This window comes from Roseateles sp. P5_E4 (assembly GCF_054049255.1).
In genome coordinates this window covers 108,102-124,370 of the sequence record NZ_JBFUMS010000012.1, presented here as the reverse complement: position 1 = coordinate 124,370, position 16,269 = coordinate 108,102, and the positions used below count along the sequence as shown (strand labels likewise).

Annotated in this window: 16 protein-coding genes; 4 read left to right on the top strand and 12 right to left on the bottom strand. The window is 68.6% G+C overall.

Annotated elements, in window-relative coordinates; genetic code table 11:
• The first annotated feature begins 20 nt into the window (after positions 1 to 20).
• Entirely contained in the window at positions 21 to 1,238 is a 1,218-nt protein-coding gene (locus ACXJLH_RS22270) for a tetratricopeptide repeat protein (RefSeq protein ID WP_056201840.1), read from the top strand.
• A 6-nt stretch (positions 1,239 to 1,244) separates the two neighbouring features.
• Here the strand turns inward: ACXJLH_RS22270 and ACXJLH_RS22265 are convergent, their stop codons facing one another.
• Positions 1,245 to 1,571, bottom strand: a complete 327-nt coding sequence (locus ACXJLH_RS22265; RefSeq protein WP_457352917.1) for a YkgJ family cysteine cluster protein — start codon at positions 1,569 to 1,571, stop codon at positions 1,245 to 1,247.
• 58 nt (positions 1,572 to 1,629) lie between these two features.
• Between ACXJLH_RS22265 and ACXJLH_RS22260 the strand changes: the two genes are divergently transcribed.
• The gene (locus ACXJLH_RS22260; RefSeq protein ID WP_457446307.1) at positions 1,630 to 2,301 is read left to right on the top strand and encodes a plastocyanin; all 672 of its coding nucleotides are present in this window, start codon (positions 1,630 to 1,632) and stop codon (positions 2,299 to 2,301) included.
• On the opposite strand, the gene atpE is transcribed toward ACXJLH_RS22260, so the two are convergent.
• The 9 genes from atpE to ACXJLH_RS22215 all read right to left on the bottom strand — a co-directional run bounded on the left by atpE (position 2,298) and on the right by ACXJLH_RS22215 (position 12,808).
• Positions 2,298 to 2,540: a F0F1 ATP synthase subunit C gene (atpE, locus tag ACXJLH_RS22255; protein ID WP_056201848.1), complete on the bottom strand. Its 243-nt coding sequence runs from the start codon at positions 2,538 to 2,540 to the stop codon at positions 2,298 to 2,300. The genes ACXJLH_RS22260 and atpE overlap by 4 nt on opposite strands.
• A 120-nt stretch (positions 2,541 to 2,660) precedes the next feature.
• The gene (locus ACXJLH_RS22250) at positions 2,661 to 4,121 is read right to left on the bottom strand and encodes a protein kinase domain-containing protein (RefSeq protein WP_457446305.1); all 1,461 of its coding nucleotides are present in this window, start codon (positions 4,119 to 4,121) and stop codon (positions 2,661 to 2,663) included.
• On the bottom strand, positions 4,121 to 4,897 hold the full coding sequence (locus ACXJLH_RS22245; protein ID WP_457323550.1) for a metallophosphoesterase family protein: 777 nt from the start codon (positions 4,895 to 4,897) through the stop codon (positions 4,121 to 4,123). Before ACXJLH_RS22245 ends, ACXJLH_RS22250 begins: the two co-directional genes overlap by 1 nt.
• A gap of 45 nt (positions 4,898 to 4,942) precedes the next feature.
• Positions 4,943 to 7,372 carry a fused MFS/spermidine synthase gene (locus tag ACXJLH_RS22240; RefSeq protein ID WP_457446303.1) on the bottom strand — a complete coding sequence of 810 codons (2,430 nt, stop codon included), beginning with the start codon at positions 7,370 to 7,372 and terminating at the stop codon, positions 4,943 to 4,945.
• Positions 7,369 to 7,995 (bottom strand): TIGR02466 family protein, encoded by a 627-nt coding sequence (locus ACXJLH_RS22235; protein ID WP_457446301.1) that lies wholly within the window; start codon positions 7,993 to 7,995, stop codon positions 7,369 to 7,371. Before ACXJLH_RS22235 ends, ACXJLH_RS22240 begins: the two co-directional genes overlap by 4 nt.
• On the bottom strand, positions 7,992 to 8,951 hold the full coding sequence (locus ACXJLH_RS22230) for a HupE/UreJ family protein (protein WP_457446299.1): 960 nt from the start codon (positions 8,949 to 8,951) through the stop codon (positions 7,992 to 7,994). The genes ACXJLH_RS22235 and ACXJLH_RS22230 overlap by 4 nt, the downstream gene beginning before the upstream one ends.
• Positions 8,948 to 9,787: a peptidylprolyl isomerase gene (locus ACXJLH_RS22225; RefSeq protein WP_457446297.1), complete on the bottom strand. Its 840-nt coding sequence runs from the start codon at positions 9,785 to 9,787 to the stop codon at positions 8,948 to 8,950. The genes ACXJLH_RS22230 and ACXJLH_RS22225 overlap by 4 nt, the downstream gene beginning before the upstream one ends.
• Positions 9,788 to 9,966: 179 nt before the next feature.
• Positions 9,967 to 12,249 carry a hypothetical protein gene (locus ACXJLH_RS22220; RefSeq protein ID WP_457446432.1) on the bottom strand — a complete coding sequence of 761 codons (2,283 nt, stop codon included), beginning with the start codon at positions 12,247 to 12,249 and terminating at the stop codon, positions 9,967 to 9,969.
• A 103-nt stretch (positions 12,250 to 12,352) separates the two neighbouring features.
• Positions 12,353 to 12,808, bottom strand: a complete 456-nt coding sequence (locus ACXJLH_RS22215; protein ID WP_457352903.1) for a copper chaperone PCu(A)C — start codon at positions 12,806 to 12,808, stop codon at positions 12,353 to 12,355.
• Between the two features lie 160 nt (positions 12,809 to 12,968).
• On the opposite strand from ACXJLH_RS22215, the gene ACXJLH_RS22210 reads away from it, so the two are divergent.
• Positions 12,969 to 13,538, top strand: coding sequence for a PEP-CTERM sorting domain-containing protein (locus ACXJLH_RS22210; RefSeq protein WP_056201870.1), 570 nt, complete (start codon positions 12,969 to 12,971; stop codon positions 13,536 to 13,538).
• A gap of 67 nt (positions 13,539 to 13,605) precedes the next feature.
• Here the strand turns inward: ACXJLH_RS22210 and argF are convergent, their stop codons facing one another.
• Entirely contained in the window at positions 13,606 to 14,568 is a 963-nt protein-coding gene (gene argF, locus ACXJLH_RS22205; RefSeq protein ID WP_056201873.1) for an ornithine carbamoyltransferase, read from the bottom strand.
• Positions 14,565 to 15,770 carry an aspartate aminotransferase family protein gene (locus tag ACXJLH_RS22200; RefSeq protein ID WP_056201876.1) on the bottom strand — a complete coding sequence of 402 codons (1,206 nt, stop codon included), beginning with the start codon at positions 15,768 to 15,770 and terminating at the stop codon, positions 14,565 to 14,567. The genes argF and ACXJLH_RS22200 overlap by 4 nt, the downstream gene beginning before the upstream one ends.
• A gap of 150 nt (positions 15,771 to 15,920) precedes the next feature.
• Between ACXJLH_RS22200 and ACXJLH_RS22195 the strand changes: the two genes are divergently transcribed.
• On the top strand, positions 15,921 to 16,259 hold the full coding sequence (locus tag ACXJLH_RS22195) for a DUF3579 domain-containing protein (protein WP_056202489.1): 339 nt from the start codon (positions 15,921 to 15,923) through the stop codon (positions 16,257 to 16,259).
• The last annotated feature ends 10 nt before the right edge of the window (positions 16,260 to 16,269 follow it).

Here is a 16,269-nt window from a genome sequence, read left to right as displayed (position 1 = left end):
AGCGAGAGCAGGGGACTGCCATGAACAAGATCCGTACCTTGAGCGCCGCCCTGGCCGTGATCGCCACGGCGGTCGGCCTGAGTGGCTGCGCCGTCGAAACCAGGCCACCGCCGACCACCGACGTTTTCGTCGATTCCGCGTTCAAGCCGCCCAGCGTCCACATCGATGCGCAGGAGGCGCTGGCTCTGAGCCCGGCGATGAAGCGCTTCGCCGAGACGGAGATGGCCAGCGAGATCCGCAACAAGGGTCTGCGCGATGGCCTCATCGACGCCCTCTACACCAAGGGCCGGCTGCAGCTGGACTACGACGCCGAGAACACCCGCACGGCGGCCGAGGCCTTCGAGGCCAAGCGTGGCAACTGCATGTCGCTGGTGCTGATGACGGCGGCCTTCGCCCGCCACCTGAACATGCCGGTGCGCTTCAACAGCGTCTTCCTGGAAGAGAGCTGGACCCGTTCCAACGGCATCTTCTTCGTCGCCGGCCACGTCAACATCAGCCTGGCCCGGCCGCTGGCCGTCGGCCGCACAACCGTCTTCGGTGACCCGGAGCTGCTGACCATCGACTTCCTGCCGCCCGACCAGGTGCGCGGCCATCGCGGCCGGGTCGTCGACGAGTCCACCATCCTGGCGATGTTCCTGAACAACCGTGCCGCTGAGGCGCTGACGGTGGGCAAGGTCGATGACGCCTACTGGTGGGCGCGCGAGGCCATCCGCACCGATGCACGTTGGCTGTCGGCCTACAACACCCTGGCCGTGCTCTACCGCCGCAAGGGCCTGATGGACCGCGCCGAGGCGACGCTGCGCCTGGTGCTGGATCGCGAGCCGCTCAACACCCAGGCAATGTCCAACCTCGTTCTCGTGCTCAGCGACACCGGTCGCCGGGAGGAGGCTCTGGTCTATTCCAACCAGCTCGCCCAAATCCAGCCCATCGCGCCCTACAAGTTCTTCGACGAAGGCTTGGCGGCCATGCGGGCGGGCGAGTACGCGGCCGCCCGCCAGCTGTTCCGCAAGGAGTTGGCGAGAGCAGCCTATGTGCCCGAGTTCCATTTCTGGCTGGGCCTGGCCAACTACGGCATGGGCGATGTGTCGGGTGCGCGCGGCGAGATCGCCAAGGCGCTGGAGAACAGCGCGACGGTCAAGGACCGTGAGATGTATGGCGCCAAGCTGGCCTGGCTGAACGAGATCCGCGAGCAGCAGCGCCAGCAGCGCATACCGCTCCGAGGGCCGGCGGGATCCTAGTCGCCATCAGATCGCAGCGAGCCCGTGCCGGGCTCGGGCCCGGGCACAGGCCTCGTCACCAATGCCCATGGGCGCCCGCTCGCCGAACTCGCGGCAGGGCGAGGGGCGCCACTCGTGGATGCCGCAGCTGGCCTTCACGCCCACCTTGCCGCTGAGCGCCGCGCAGCGCGGCTGGGCATGGTCGGTGCCGCGCATGCGCACCAGGCGGCCGGTGAGCTCCACCGCCAGGCCATCGGGCACGCCGCCGCCTTCGCTCTCCAGCTCGCTGCGGTCGAAGTCGACCCGAAAGCTCGCGCAGCAGGCGCCGCAGCTCAAACAGGGGTTGTCACTCATCCAGCCAGTGTAGGTAGCGGTGAGACACTGGATCGACCCCACCTCATCCCAGCCCACCATGCGCGCATTCCTTGGCACCCTCCTGCTGCTGGCCGCCGGCGCAGCCCAGGCCGCGGATCTGACCGTCACCGTGATGGATCGCAACGGCAAGCCGCTGGCAGACGCCGTCGTGCTGGTCGACAGTGCGGTGCAGGGCCTGCGGCCCACCACGGTGATGGAGGCGACCGTCGTGCAGGAGAAGCTGCGCTTCGTGCCCACGGTCAGCGTCGTCGGCCTGGGCGCCAAGGTCAGCTTCAGCAACCTGGACACCTGGGACCATCACGTCATCCTCGGGCTGATGGGCGCCGGCGGTGTCTACGTCGACCCGGGCCAGAACACCCAGTTTCGACTCGCCGGCCGCGTTGGCAACAAGCCACCGGCCTCTGACAGCAAGGTGCTGAGCCAGCCCGGCGCCTATCTGCTGGGTTGCCACATCCACGGCTCCATGCGCGGCCACATCTACGTGGCCGACACGCCCTGGGCCAAGTTGGGCGGCGAGGACGGCAGGGCCGTGCTGCAAGGCTTGCCGGAAGGCCCGGCGCGGGTGCGCATCTGGCACCCCGACCAGCTCGTCGAAGGTTCGCCGACGGAAGTGAAGGTCGCCGCCACCGGTAGCGCGGTGACGATCACCACGCAGATCGCTCCGGCGCGCAAGAAGCGGCCCGCGGGCGATCCGTACTTCGGGGGCTAGTGAGCGAAGGGGTTTGCGGTCGCGAACCACAGGCCGATGCCGGTGGCGATGATGAAGGCGCCATCGGTCACGCCGACCGCCAGGAAGAACTTGGTCTGCAGCTCGGGCGCGATCTCGGGCTGGCGAGCGATGCCCTCCAGCAGCTTCATGCTGGCCAGGCCGATGCCCAGGCAGGAACCGAAGGCGGGAATGCCGATCAGCAGCGCGACGGCGAGGGGCAGGACATCGAAGGCAGGCATCTTGATTACTCCTTTGTGTTGGCGAGAAGGAGTCTGGCCGCGTCACTGCGGCGCGTCGATGACCTCGCAAGTCATTGAGTTCAGTCGCCGGTTCAGGTCAACTGGAGGCTTGTTTTTCCGCTATCCACCCGCCGGCTCGCGCACGACGGTGACCGTGCAGTCCGACTCGGCCACGACCTGGCCCGATACGCTGCCCAGGTAGCGCCGCAGCGCCGACGCGCCGCGGGCGCCCATGACGATGTGGTCCACGCCGTTGCGGTGGGCGAAGTCGATGATGGCGCCGGCTGCGTCGGGCGCCTCCAGCACGTGGAAGGTCAGCCGCCCGTCTTCGAGGCTGAGCGCCTTGCTGATGGGCCGCGCCCAGTGCTTGAGCGCGATGAGCTGCTTCACATGCAGGCTCTGGCCATGCTGGTCGGTCAGCTCATCAATGCCGATGCGGTTCACGCGCATCACGGACACGCAGGCCAACCGTGCGCCGGCCTCGGTCTGCACGATGCGGCGCACCGTCTCGCAGAGCTGGGCCAGCAGCTCGGGCGTGGCGTTGTCCACGTCCACCGCCGCCATGACGATGGGGCTGCGCGCCAGTTGCTGGCCGGCCGGCGCCGCGGGCGCGGGTTCGGCGCCCAGCGCGAGGAACCAGCGCCTGAGCCGGCTCATGCTGCCGCTGACTTGCAGCTTCTCAGCGCGCGCGGTCAACGCCACGCCGGCGGGTTCGCGCAGGTCCAGCGCGAGCTGGGCGGCGCTCTGGTAGCGGCGCTCGGGCTTGACCTCCAGGCAATGCAGGATGACTTCCTGCAGCCAGGGCGGCAATTCGGGGCGGATGGCGCGCGGCGGCACGGGCTCGACGAAGAGGCGCCGGCGCAGGCCGCGCACCGAGTCCGGCTGGCCGAAGGGGCGCTCGCCGGTGGCCAGGTGGTAAAGCATGACGCCCAGCGCAAACAGGTCGCTGCGCTGGTCGTTGCGCACGAACTGCACCTGCTCCGGGCTCATATAGGGCCCCGTGCCCATGGGCAGCGTGAAMTCCTCTTCGAGCAGATCGGGCAGCTGCTCGTGCCGGCTCAGGCCGAAGTCGACCAGCACGGCCGTGCCGTCGGCGCGGAACATGATGTTGCTCGGCTTGATGTCCAGGTGCACGACATGCTGGCGGTGCAGCGCGGCCAGGGCCGTGGCGACGCGGGCGCCGATGTCGGCCACTTCCTCGGGCGGCAGCGGCGCATCGTCCAGCCGCGGGCGCAGCGTGTCGCCAGGAATGTGCTCCATGACGATGAAGGCCTGGCGTGTCCAGTCGCCGCGGGCGACGAACCGTGGCACATGCGGGCCGCTGAGCTGTGGCATCAGCATCTGCTCGACCTCGAAGCCGACGATGGTGGCCGGATCCTCGCCGCCCTTGATGCGCGGCACCTTCATCAGCAGTTCGATGCCGTCATCGGCGCCGCTGTCACTGCCTTCCACGCGGCTGACCCGCCACAGGTTGGCCATGCCGCCCTGGTGCAGGCGAGCCTCCAGCCGGAAATCGTCCAGCACCTGGCCCGCTTCTAGCGGAGCTGGCGGGGCGGGTGAGGCAGGGGCTGTCGTGCTCATCACTCTCCGCGGGTGAGGCGGCCGGCGAGACGCTCAGCTATCAGCGGCGGCAGGTCGGTTGCGCGCAGGGCCGCGACGGCCGCGTCAACGTCGTAGGCCACACGCTGGAAGGTGATGCGGGCATCGTCCAGATCGGACTTGCCGGGGTCGAGCAACGCGTAGCAGGCCGCCGGGTTGCCGTCACGCGGCTGGCCGCAGGAGCCGGGAATGACCAGCCACTGGCGGTGCGCCGGCAGCGGCATGGGCACGCCGGCCACGGGCCGGAAGTCGCCTGCCTTGCCGGTGCCGGAGAGGTGGAAGAGCATGGGCTCGTGCATATGGCCGCAGACCTGGATGCGCGCCGCGCTGGCGTGCAGGCTCTTCACGGCCTCGGCGCGGCCCTGCACGTATTCCCAGCCATTGGGATCGAAGGCATTGGCATGCACGAACAGGCAATGGCCCGGCTCACCGTGAGCCTGCAACGGCAGCCGCGCGAGAAAGCGCAACTGGTCTTCGTTCAGCTGGGCGCGCGTCCAGTCGATGACCGCGCGGGCATCGGGGTGCATGCCCGGCGTGCCGCCATGGACCACGGCTTCATCGTGGTTGCCCTGCACGGCGATGGCGCCATCGGTGACCAGGGCCATGACCTGATCGACCACCCAGGCCGGGTCGGCGCCGTAGCCGACAAAGTCGCCCAGCAGCGCATAGCGCGTGGCGCCCTGGGCCCGCGCGTCCGCCAGGACGGCTTGCAGGGCCTGTTTATTGGCATGAATGTCTGTGATGAAAGCCCAACGCATGGGCCGCAGCTTGCCACGAAGGGCTGACGCCGGCCCAACACCGGGTCAGGGGGCGGCGAGATCGGGGCGGATATCGGCCAGGGATGCGAGCAGGCGTTGCGCAGTTGCCGGGTCGCGCGGGGCCAACGCTTGCGCGATTCGGCGCAGCGGTTCAGCGGCGGGCCGGAAGTCGGGGCTTTGGCGCAGTACGGCCAGCAGCGGCGGGCCGACGCGGGCCAGCATGACGGCCGGGTCTGCGCTGGGTGTGGTGCGGCGGCCCAGGTCCAGGTAGTCGCGGCGGGCCTGGGTGTAGGCCGAGAGGCGCGCGGCCGCTGCGGCATCCGGCTGGGCGAGCAGCGTGCCCATGTCGACGCTCACCTCGCCCAGCAGCGCGAGCAGGCGGTCACGCGGTGCGGAGTCGGGCGCATAGGTGACGCGGGGTGTGCGGTAGGCCACCCAGGGGCGGTCGTCGGTGTTCAGCGGCGCGTCCGCGGCGAGGCGGCGCAGCGCTGGGGCGTCGGCGATGAAGCTGCCGAGCACGGCGAAGCTGTCGCCAAGGCCGAAATGCCCCGCCAGCCCCGGCGCCACCCTCGGCGCAAAGCGGGTACCGCCGGTTCGCCCGACAAGGCCCAGCGTGGGCGTGTCCAGGCTGTTGCTGGCGAGGATGGCGGCGCCATCGGGAAAGGCCTGCAGGAAGGCCGCCGTGATGCTGCGCAGCGTTTCCAGGTCGAGCTGGTGCAGCGGCAGCCATTGGCAGAACAGGCCTTGCGGCGCAAGCCGCTCGCGCACGGCGCGGAAATGCTCGACCGTGTAGAGAGCACCCGAGCCGCTGCGGGCGGGATGGAAGTTGTCGGAGACGATGACGTCGTAGTGGTGCGCGCTGGTGCGTACGAAGCGGCGCGCATCGGCGGCATGCAGGCGCGGGCTGGGGCCTTCGCCCAGCGCGGGGCGGAACAGCGCGGAGGCTTCGATGACTTCGGGCAGCAGTTCGACGGCCTCCACCTGCACGCCAGGCAGCCGCGCGGCCACGCCGGCAGTGATGCCCGAGCCCAGGCCGAGGAAGAGGGCGCGCTGCGGCGCCGGATGCAGCAGCAGCGGCAGCAGTGCCTGGCGGCCGTCGACATGCAGCGTCGCACTGCTGCCTTCCTGCTGGCGGTTGTTGATGCGCAGCCGCGCCACGCCCGTGGCGTCCTCGACGACGCTGACGGCGGCCATTGCGCCCTCTCGGTAGCTGAGGATGCGGCCGCCCTCGGGGCGGTCGACGAAGGCCAGCGGCGGTGCCAGAACGGCAATCGCGGCGGTGGCGGCAGCAGGCAGCGACCAGCCGAAGCTGCGCCAGGCCGGCAGGAGCAGCAGATAGCCCGCTGCGACGAGGATCAAGGCGAGTTTGGGGCCGAGGGCGGGCGCGATGAGCACACCGAACAGCGGCGCGGCCAGCGTGGCGCCCAGCGTGTTGACGCCGAGTGCGCGGCTGAACGCAATGCCGGCCGCGGACGCGTCGGCGCTGAGCTGGCAGAACAGGGCGCCCATCAGCAGCGTCGGCAGCGCGAACACGGCGACGGCGAGCACAGCCTCGGTGGCCAGTGCCGCGGCCAGCGTCTCCGGCTGCAACCATGACTTGATCGCGTCGGCGCTCCACAGCGCGGCCATGCCGAGGAGGATGCTCACGGCCAGGGCCTGCAGCAGGCGCGGCGCGTTGCGCAGCGCTGGCCAGCGTGCATGGGCTGCGGCGCCCAGTGCGCTGCCAGCGAGATAGACGGCCAGAAGCAGCGCGAAGGTGTAGACGGTGTCCTCGGCCACCTGGCTGAGCACGCGCACGGCCAGCACTTCGTAGGCGATGCCGAGCAACCCGCTCAGGGCCAGCAGGACGAGTGGCCGGCTCGATGTCGGTGAGGCAGGCGCCGGCGCGGGGCGGGACTGCAATGAAACGCCGGCCAGGAATGCGCAGCCCAGGTTGAGGGCGACGCAAAGCCCTGCGCTACGTGTCAGTCCCCAATTCGGAATCAGCCAGAAGGCGGTGGCCAGCACGCCGGCGACGGCGCCCAGTGTGTTCGCGGCATACAGCGGCGCGACGCCCGCGGTACCGATGCGGGCCATGGCTGGCAGCGTGGCGCCCATCGCGGCGGAGGCCGGCAGCAGCAGCATGAAGCTCGCTGCAAAGGCAATGCTCCACTGCCACAGCGGCGTGGCGTCCGGGCCGATCAGCGCGAGTGCCGCGTTGCTGGCCATGGGCATGGCAGCCATCAGCACGGCACCCCAGATGCCGATCAGCGCCTCGCAGGCGGCGTACCAACGCAGCGGCCTCGCGCTGGCCTCGATGCGGCGGCCCAGCAGCAATGACCCCAGCGACAGCCCGCCGAAGAAAGCCGCGACTACCGCGAGCACGGCGGCCGATTCGTGGCCCAGCACGAGTCCGAGCTGCTGCGTCCAGACGATCTGGTAGCCCAGCCCGGCAAAGCCGGACGCGGCCATCAGCAGTAAAGCCAGATGCTTCAAGAGTTGAAGCTCAGCGTGTAGCCCCAGCTCTCCAACCGTGTCGGGATGGCGTTGAAGGCCAGGCTGATGCGCCGCCCGCCAGCGTTGGGCGGCACGGCGTGCATCAGATAGCTGGGGAACAGCACCATGTCGCCCGGGCTGGGCGCGGGGCCGACCCATTTCTCGGCGTTGTAGGGGCCGGCGGTCACGCCGGCGTGGTCGTTCTTCAGCGCGAAGTCATGGCCGCCGGGCGACTTCATGAAGACGGTGCGGGCCGAGTCATGGGTCTCGGTCAGGTAGACGACGCCGGAGGCAAAGCTGTTGGCGTGGTTGTGCATGGCCTGGCGCCCGCCGGTGTCCAGCACGTTGACCCACATCTCCTTGATGGCCCAGCCCAGGGTCTCGCCAAAGAGGTGGCGGCCGAATTCGGCGATCTTGGGTGTGATCAGCGCCGCGGCCTGCACAAGCAACGGGCTGTCGCCGGGCTGCAGCATCTGGGTGTGCGACAGGGCTCCCGAGCTATTGTTGGCCTGCAGCGCGCGAGTGCTGAAGTGGTCGATCAGCGCATTGACGAGGGGCACGGGCAGCACGCCCGGCGCGCGCAGCAGCGGCACCGGGAAAAGGCCGATGACTTCGTCTGTCATGCCAGAACTGCCGCGATGCGCAGCCACGACCAGTAAGCCGCGGCGCTGCCGATCATGTAGAGCAGCACCGTGCGCAGCCGCTGCGTGGCCGGCCAGCGGGCGCTGAGGCGCCACAGGCACCAGCAGAAGCCGACAGTCATCAGCTGGCCCAGTTCGACGCCGACGTTGAAGGTCAGCAGCGCGACCAGCAGATGGTTCTCGGGCAGGCCGATTTCCTTCAGCGCGCCGGCAAAGCCCAGGCCGTGCACGAGGCCGAACAGGAAGGCGACCAGGGCTGGCCAGCGCCCCGCCAGGGTGTCGCGCTTGTGCAGCGCCTCGCCAGCCACCAGAACGATGGATAGCGCGATGCTGGCCTCCACCGGTGCCGAGCGCAGCGTCAGCAGCCCCAGGGCGCTGCTCGCCAGCGTCAGGCTGTGGGCGGCCGTGAAGGCGGTGATAGTCCAGACCAGGCGGCGGCGAAAGCCGACGAGGAACAGCAGGCCAATGACGAAGAGCAGGTGGTCGATGCCGCCGAGGATGTGCTCGACGCCCAGCAGCGTGTAGGCGCTGGCGATCTCGCCCATGCCGCGCGGGTCGTTGGCGGCACCGTAGAGCTGCACCGTGGGCTGGGCCTTGGTCAGCGTGTAGACGCGGGTGTCGCCGTTCATCCAGACGACCTTGACGACGGCCGCGGAGTAGCGTTCGCCGACGCCCCTGACCGACATCGTGCCGGCCAGGCCTTGCTCGCCGCAGCGCAGCGCATTGGCCTGGGTCGTGCAGCCTTGCGGCCACACGGGTGTCAGATCCTGGCCCACCGGGCGCTTCTCGCCCGCCGACCACTGCCAGACGAATTCGCCGCGCTGCGTTTCGCGCAACTGCAACTCGGCCATGCTCATCTCGTGTGCCGAGGCGGGCAGGGCGGCGGCCGCAACGGCGAGCCACAGCATGGCACGCAACCACATCCACCCGCGCTTCATGGGGCAGTCGCCTCCACCTTGACGGTGTATTTCCTGGCGAGGGCTGCCACTGCGGCGCTGCGTTGGACGGCCAGGGTCGCGTCCGTCCAGTCCTGCAGCACCACGCCGCGCAGCGCCTCGAAGCTGGCCGGTCTGGCGCCGCTGCTGGCGTCCAGCCGCACGGCGTGCCAGCCCTCGCGCGACTGGAGCGCCAGCCATTGGCCCGCGGTGGCTCCTTCCAGTGCCTTCGCGAAGTCCTCGCCATAGCTCTGTAAAAGGTTGCTGTGCGGCCTCCCCTTGAAGACGCGCAACCCGGCCTTGGTGTCGCCCGGCACGCCGTTGTTCAGCAGGTCGACGAAAGTGCGCACGGCCGCCTCGTTCGCCTCGCCGCCCAGCACGGCCTCCTGGAAGTCGAACCGAGCCGGCTCGTCGTAGCGGGCGCGGTGTTTCTCGAACCAGTCGCGCAGCACCGGCTCCTTGACCGGCGGCAGCTGGGTGCCGCCGTCGACCACGCTGAGCGCCTTGAAGATGACGCGTTCTCGGATCGCGGTGTCGCCTTTGTCGAGCTGCAGCGCCAGGCCTTCGCGGTAGAGCACCTCGTTGTCGAGCCAGACCTTGCGCAGCGCGGCGGTCTCTTCGGCGTTGGGCTCATGGCCGCGCTTGGCTTTGAACAGCTCGCGGGCCTCGCGATCGACTTCGGCGCTGATGATGATCTCGTTGGACCCCGCGGTGTCGCGGTTGAGCAGGCGGTCGGCGCCGAACAGGGCAGCGCCCAGCAGCAGGAAGTGCAACAGCGGTTCGCGGGTCCAGTTCGGCAGGCCGGATAGGCGGGGCGGCGCCTTGGCGGTGGGGGTCAAGGAAAGCTGGGCGGACATCGGTCTCTGGGGGCGGGGCACAGGCGGCGGATGCTATCGACGCTGCAAGACAAATTGACGACAAGCGTGGCCGCTGGGGACGCGCACGCGCGACGAAAAAAGGGCGCCGCATCGCTGCGGCGCCCTGGCAAGTGTTGTCGGGAGCAGGGCTCCCGGCTCCTTTACTTGACGCCTGCGACGGCGACCGAATTGGCCACTTCGACGTAGATCGGGTTGCTGTAGAACCAGAGGTCGGCCCAGGCCGCGACGTCGTAGGACACCGCCTTCTGGCCCACGATCGGGTTGCCCGCGCCGGTGGCCGTGGCCAGGTGAGCCGGGCAGCCGTTGATGGTGCCGTTGGCCTGCGTCCAGGTTGCGCCAGCGGCCGGCAGGTTGGTGGCCACCGTCGTGCAGGGGATGCGAAGCATCGTCGTGTCGTTGGCGTTGGTGAACAGGTCGGCCAGCGGGTTGCCGTTGGCGTCCGTCTCGTAGGGCACGGCCGCCGGCATGTTGGTGCCGCGCAGGCGCACGTACTGCGAGGCCTGGACCGCCGGGATGCGCAAGCTCATCTTCAGGAAGACGCTGTTGTCCACGCCTGACGACACTTGAGTCCAGGCCGAGCCGCCGTTGCCGCTGAAGGTCTTCAGGATGGCGGCCGACGTGTTCTTGGCGGCGGCCGGCACGGCCGACAGGCCTGCGGTGCTGCCGTCGGCGCGCAGCCAGTCGGTGTTACGCGGCCATTCGCCGGCGTAGTCGGCCGAGCCGGGCGTCCTGTAGCCGGTCACGAGGCCACGGACGACGTCGACGTGGTCCAGCACCGGCTTGTTGATCGGCTGGTTGATGCCGACCTGCAGCAGCGATGGGTTCGGGAACGAGTAGGGGGCGAAGTTCGCACCGTCCGGGTCGCGCAGCACGACGGCCACGACGATCTCGGCACCAGGGCGGACCGCGAGCTTCTCGCCCATGGTGGCGCAGCCGGTCTTGTCGATGTCGGTGGCGTTGGTCGCCGCGGCGACGGCAATCGCCTCGACGGAGGCGTTCGTCCGGGCGGCGATGCCCGGGTACGAAGCGCAGGCCACGAACGCCAGGCGGTCGATCAGCTGGCCGGAGGCCGCCCAGGCGTTGCCGGTGCGCAGTCCGTCGACGATGGTCTGCGGGCGCAGCTTGTCGGCACCGTTGCGGACCAGCACGTGTGTGCGCTGGTATTCGCCGGGGTAGAAGTCCTGCGACGAGCGGCGGTCATCCGGGCCGAACTGGCCGCGGTTGTGCCAGTCGGAGCTGGCGAAGAACCAGAAGCCGCGGCCTTCGCCGAGCAGGGCGTCCCAGACGCCGCCGACCTGGCCTGCATAGACGCCGGTGCCGCCGTAGGTGGTGCCGCCGACGGAGTCGGTCAGCACGCCGCCGATATTGTTGCGCTTGACCTGGTACTCACCGCGGTTGTCAGACGCGCCGTGGCCGGGCTGCGACTCGAAGCCGAAGGCGACGTTGGGCGCGGCGTTGTTGAAGTTGCGCAGGTGCTCGATGTTGTAGCCGTTGTTGCCGTTCGGGTTGAACGGGCCGGCGCGCTCCAGGTGGGCGGGCACGTAGTAGCTGGCATTGCCGTGGAAGTTCGCCATCCACTTCATGGCTTCGACGGTCTTGAGGTGGCCGCGCGTGCCGACGCCGGTGCCGGTGGCGGGAATGAGCTTCTGGCCGGTGGCGCTCCAGCCCAGGGTGGCGGAGGTGGAGTCGGCGCTGTTCGGGTTGGCGCAAGTCCAGTTGTTGCCCGTGCTCGAGCCGGTCACGTTGCCGCGACTGGTGTCGGTGTCGTTGCGGTCGAAGCAGTAGGACCACTGGGCCAGCGCGTTGGCGTTGCCGAGCGGCGAATAGCCGGGGGCGGTGGGCAGCGTGACGGAGTCGACGGAGGCCGGCATCTGGCCAGTGATCACCGATATCGAGCTGTGCTCATGGCCGGCGACGACAGACTCCAGCCCGAGGAACAGCGGCAGGTTCTTCTGGGCCGCGAGGTACTCGATGACGGGGTACTGGTACTCCTGCAGCGACTGCCAGCGCCACATGTTGCCCGTGCCGCCGCCGCCGCCGCCGTTGCCCTTGAGGTTGGCCGCGCCGATGCTGTTGGCCCAGGTCGTCGTCGGGCCCTGGCCGGCGACATAGGGGAAGGCCGGTGTGGACAGCGAAGCATCCTCGACCAATGTGCAATTGCGGTTGCCATTGCCGCCGTGGCCGGCCTGCACGAACCAGTCCAGGCCCCATGGCGTCTCGGACTTGTCGGTGACCTTCTTCACCAGCTTCTGCATCGAGATGGAACCGTCCGAGCAGGTGGTGTGGTTGTGGAAGTCACCGGAGACGTATTTGCCCGGCGTCTTGCCTGCGGCGGTGGCGACGGTCGGCGCGATGACGACGATGCTGCTGAGGGCAGCCACGGCGGCCAAGGCGATCTGGCTCTTGGTGAAATAGTGGGGCATGGAAGCGGCTCCGAAAGGGAATAGGGGAGGCGTGGAACGGGGCGGATGCTAGGAAGCGGCCGTGACCCTGGCGTGACGGCATCGCGACGCTGCTGAGACGCGTTCAGGGCAAGCCGGCGAAGTCGACGTTGAGCGTGGCGTTGACGGGCTCGGCGAACTCGAAGATGAGACGCAGGGGATAGCTGCGGCCGATCTGCAGCGGCTGCTGCAGATCGAGCAGCTCGATGTGCAGGCCGTCCTCGGTCAGCTCCAGCGTCTGGCCTGGTTGGATCGGCAGGGACAAGTCTTGCGCCTTGGCGGGTGCGCCGGGCCCGGCCAGGCGTGCTCCAGCAGCCACCGGGGTTTCGACGCCGATCAAGCGATCCGCGCGCTGCACCTCATCGAAGCGCATGCACAGCACAGCCGTGTCGGCGTCGACGCGGGCGGTGCGAGTCCAGGGGTGCCAGATGCGCAGATGGCTGCTGAAGAACTCGCAGGCCCGTGCCGGGCGGGCCAAGCCCAGGTAGGCAGCGCTGGCGGCGAGCAGCAGTCGGCGGCGGGGCAGGGGAGAGGCGGGCATGGGCGGCAACCATCGCAGGCGCAGGTGACGGCGCTGTGACGAAGCCGATGACTCTCGGGCGTCACGCGCCTGTCGTCTTTGACCACCACACTCCGGCCCGATTCAAACGCAGCGGCGTTCTTCCATTTGCCGCCTCAACCTTCAAGCTCTGGAGTTTTCAATGAAGCTCGCCACTCTCGCCCTGGCCCTTGGCCTGGCCTCGCCGGCTTTCGCGGCCGCTCCGCTGTCCGTGGACTTTGAAAAGAACTGGTCCTATGGCGACGAGGTGGCCAACACCTACGCGGCCGACGGCGTGACCTTCACCAATGTGCTGGGGCTGTCCAACGACGCCAACTTCAGCTACTTCGGCAATGCACCGTCGCCGCTCGGCGTGGCCTTCGTGCAGCTCGATGGGGTCGTCAATACGGCTGCCTACATGAATGTCGCCGCTGGCGTTGCCGGCGGGCTGAGCTTCTATTACGCCGGCACTGACACGGCCACCATCAGCGCCTATTCGGGCCTGAACGGTTCAGGCTCGCTTCTGGGCACCATCACGCTGACCGCGACCGGTGACTACTCGACCTGGTCCCAGAAGATCCTGAGCTACAGCGGCACGGCACTGTCCTTCGACCTGACTGGCACGAACGGCGTTGCCGCGCTGGACAACATCTCCGCCGTCCCCGAGCCGAGCAGCATCGCACTGCTGCTCGCCGGGGGCGCCCTGGTGCTGGCCCGCCGCCGTCGCGCCTGATCAGCGAGCGCCCAAGAGAAAAAGCCGGCTGTTCGCAGCCGGCTTTTTGCTTTCGAGATGAGGCGTGTCAGCCAATGCGTCCAAGCAGCAGGTACTCCATGAGTGCCTTCTGCACGTGCATTCTGTTCTCCGCTTCATCCCAGACGACCGACTGCGGTCCGTCGATGACGTCCGCCGCCACTTCCTCGCCGCGATGGGCCGGCAGGCAGTGCATGAAAAGGGCGTCCGGCTTGGCGCGAGCCATCATCTGCGTGTCCACGCACCAATCCGCGAACGCAGCCTTGCGAGCCTCGTTCTCGGCTTCGTAGCCCATGCTGGTCCAGACGTCGGTCGTCACCAGGTCGGCGCCGTCGCAGGCCTCGCGCGGGTCGTTGAACACGCGGTAGCAGCTCGCGTCCTTGATACCGGCCACTGCCGGGTCCACACCATAGCCGCTGGGTGTGCTGACATGCACTTTGAAGCCGAGGATCTCGGCCGCTTGCAGCCACGTATTGGCCATGTTGTTGCCGTCCCCCACCCAGGCGACGACACGGCCCTTCAGGCAGTCCATGTCGATGGCACCGCGCCGGTCCATGCCGCGGTTCTCGATGAAGGTGAACAGGTCGGCCAGGATCTGGCAGGGGTGGTACTCGTTGGTCAGGCCGTTGATGACCGGCACGCGCGAATGCGCCGCAAACGCCTCGAGCTTGCTCTGCTCGAAGGTGCGGATCATGACGATGTCGACCATGCGGCTGATGACGCGCGCCGAGTCCTCCACCGGCTCGGCTCGGCCGAGCTGGCTGTCGCCCGTCGTCAGGTGCACAACGGAGCCGCCCATCTGGTACATGCCCGCCTCGAAGCTGACGCGCGTGCGCGTGCTGGCCTTCTCGAAGATCATGGCCAGCGTGCGGTCCTGCAGCGGCTGGTATTTTTCGTAGTTCTTGAAGCGGCGCTTGATGATGCCGGCGCGGTCGAACAGGTGGGCGTATTCCTCGGCGCGCAGGTCTTTGAACTGCAGATAGTGACGCATCAGTGCATCCCCCGGCTTCATGGCTTGGGCTGCGCAAGCAGCGCTTTGATCAGCGGCACGAGGCGGGCAGCGATTTCGCGCGCTTCGTCGTGCGTCAGGATCAGCGGTGGCAGCAGGCGCACCACGCGGTCGGCCGTCACGCTGATCAGCAGGCCGGCATCCAGGGCTTGACCCAGCAGCGGGCCGGCCGGGCGATCCAACTCGATGCCCAGCATCAGGCCCTGGCCGCGGATCTCGACCAGGCCCGACTCGCCAGCCAGGCCCTCGGCGAGGGCGCCGCGCAGCGTGGCGCCCACGGCTTCGGCATTGGCCAGCAGGCCGTCCTCTTCCATGATCTTCAACGTCTCGACGCCGGCGCGCATGGCCAGCGGGTTGCCGCCGAAGGTGGTGCCGTGGTTGCCGGCCTTCAGCACGCCGGCGGCGCGCGGCCCGCAGACGACGGCGCCGATGGGCACGCCCGAGCCCAGGCCCTTGGCCAGCGGCATGACGTCCGGCTTGATGCCGGCCCACTGGTGGGCGAACCACTTGCCGGTGCGGCCGATGCCGCATTGCACCTCGTCCAGCATCAGCAGCAGGTCGCGCTCGTCGCAGACGCGGCGCAGTGCCTGCAGGAACTCGACGCGGGCCGGGTTGATGCCGCCTTCGCCCTGGATGGTCTCCAGGAAGATGGCCGTGATGTTGGGGTGAGTGGCCAGGGCGGCCTCGAGGGCGGCAATGTCGTTGAGCGGCACGCGCACGAAGCCCGGCACCAGCGGCCCGAAGCCGGCCTGGATCTTGGGATTGGCCGTGGCCGACAGCGTCGCGATCGAGCGGCCGTGGAAGGCGCCCTCGAAGACAAGCACCTCGGGCGAGGTATTGCCGCGGTCATGGCCGAACTTGCGGGCGATCTTCAACGCCGCCTCGTTGGCCTCGAGTCCGCTATTGCAGAAGAAGACATTGGCCAGGCCCGAAACCTCGCAGAGCTTGGCGGCCAGTTGCTCCTGCAGCGGCACGCGGTAGTAGTTGCTGGTGTGGATCAGCTTGGAGAGCTGATCTTGCAACGCCGGCACCAGGCGCGGGTGGTTGTGGCCCAGCGTGTTGACCGCGATACCGCCCAGTCCATCCAGCAGTCGTCGGCCTTCCGTGTCCCAGACCCAGCAGCCCTGGCCGTGCGAAAGCGCAACGGGCAGGCGGCCATAGGTCGGCATGACATGGGGCTCGGACGAGGGAGGGACAGCGTTCATCGGGTCTCCTGATGAGTCGAGAAAAAAGGAACTTTTGATTCTAAGGTTGATGCCGCAGCAATTGCTGCGCCGCAGCAGATGGCTTGGCGTCGAGGCACAATACCGGTCTTTGGCAGCGGCGCCCCGCTGTACCGCGAAGCCCCTCTGTCCATGACCGTTGCCCCCCCGCCGCGCGAAGTCTTCATCCAAGGTGTCACTCTGGATGGAAAAACCTTCCGACCGAGCGACTGGGCCGAGCGGCTGGCGGGCGCAATGTCCTGCTTTCGACCCGGCGGCGCGCGCGGCGGCATTGGTGCCTACATCGGCTATTCGCCGCTGTGCGTCCCCACCGTCATCAACGGCGTGAAGTGCGTTGTCGTCAACGAAGAGCTCAAGCGCCTCGAACCCATGGCCTGGGACTTCGTCATGAACTTCGCGCGCGACAACAACCTGCAAGTTGCCGACGCTTGCCTGCTGCCCGACGGCCCAGGCGGTAAATCGGGCGCTTGATTTCGTCTCT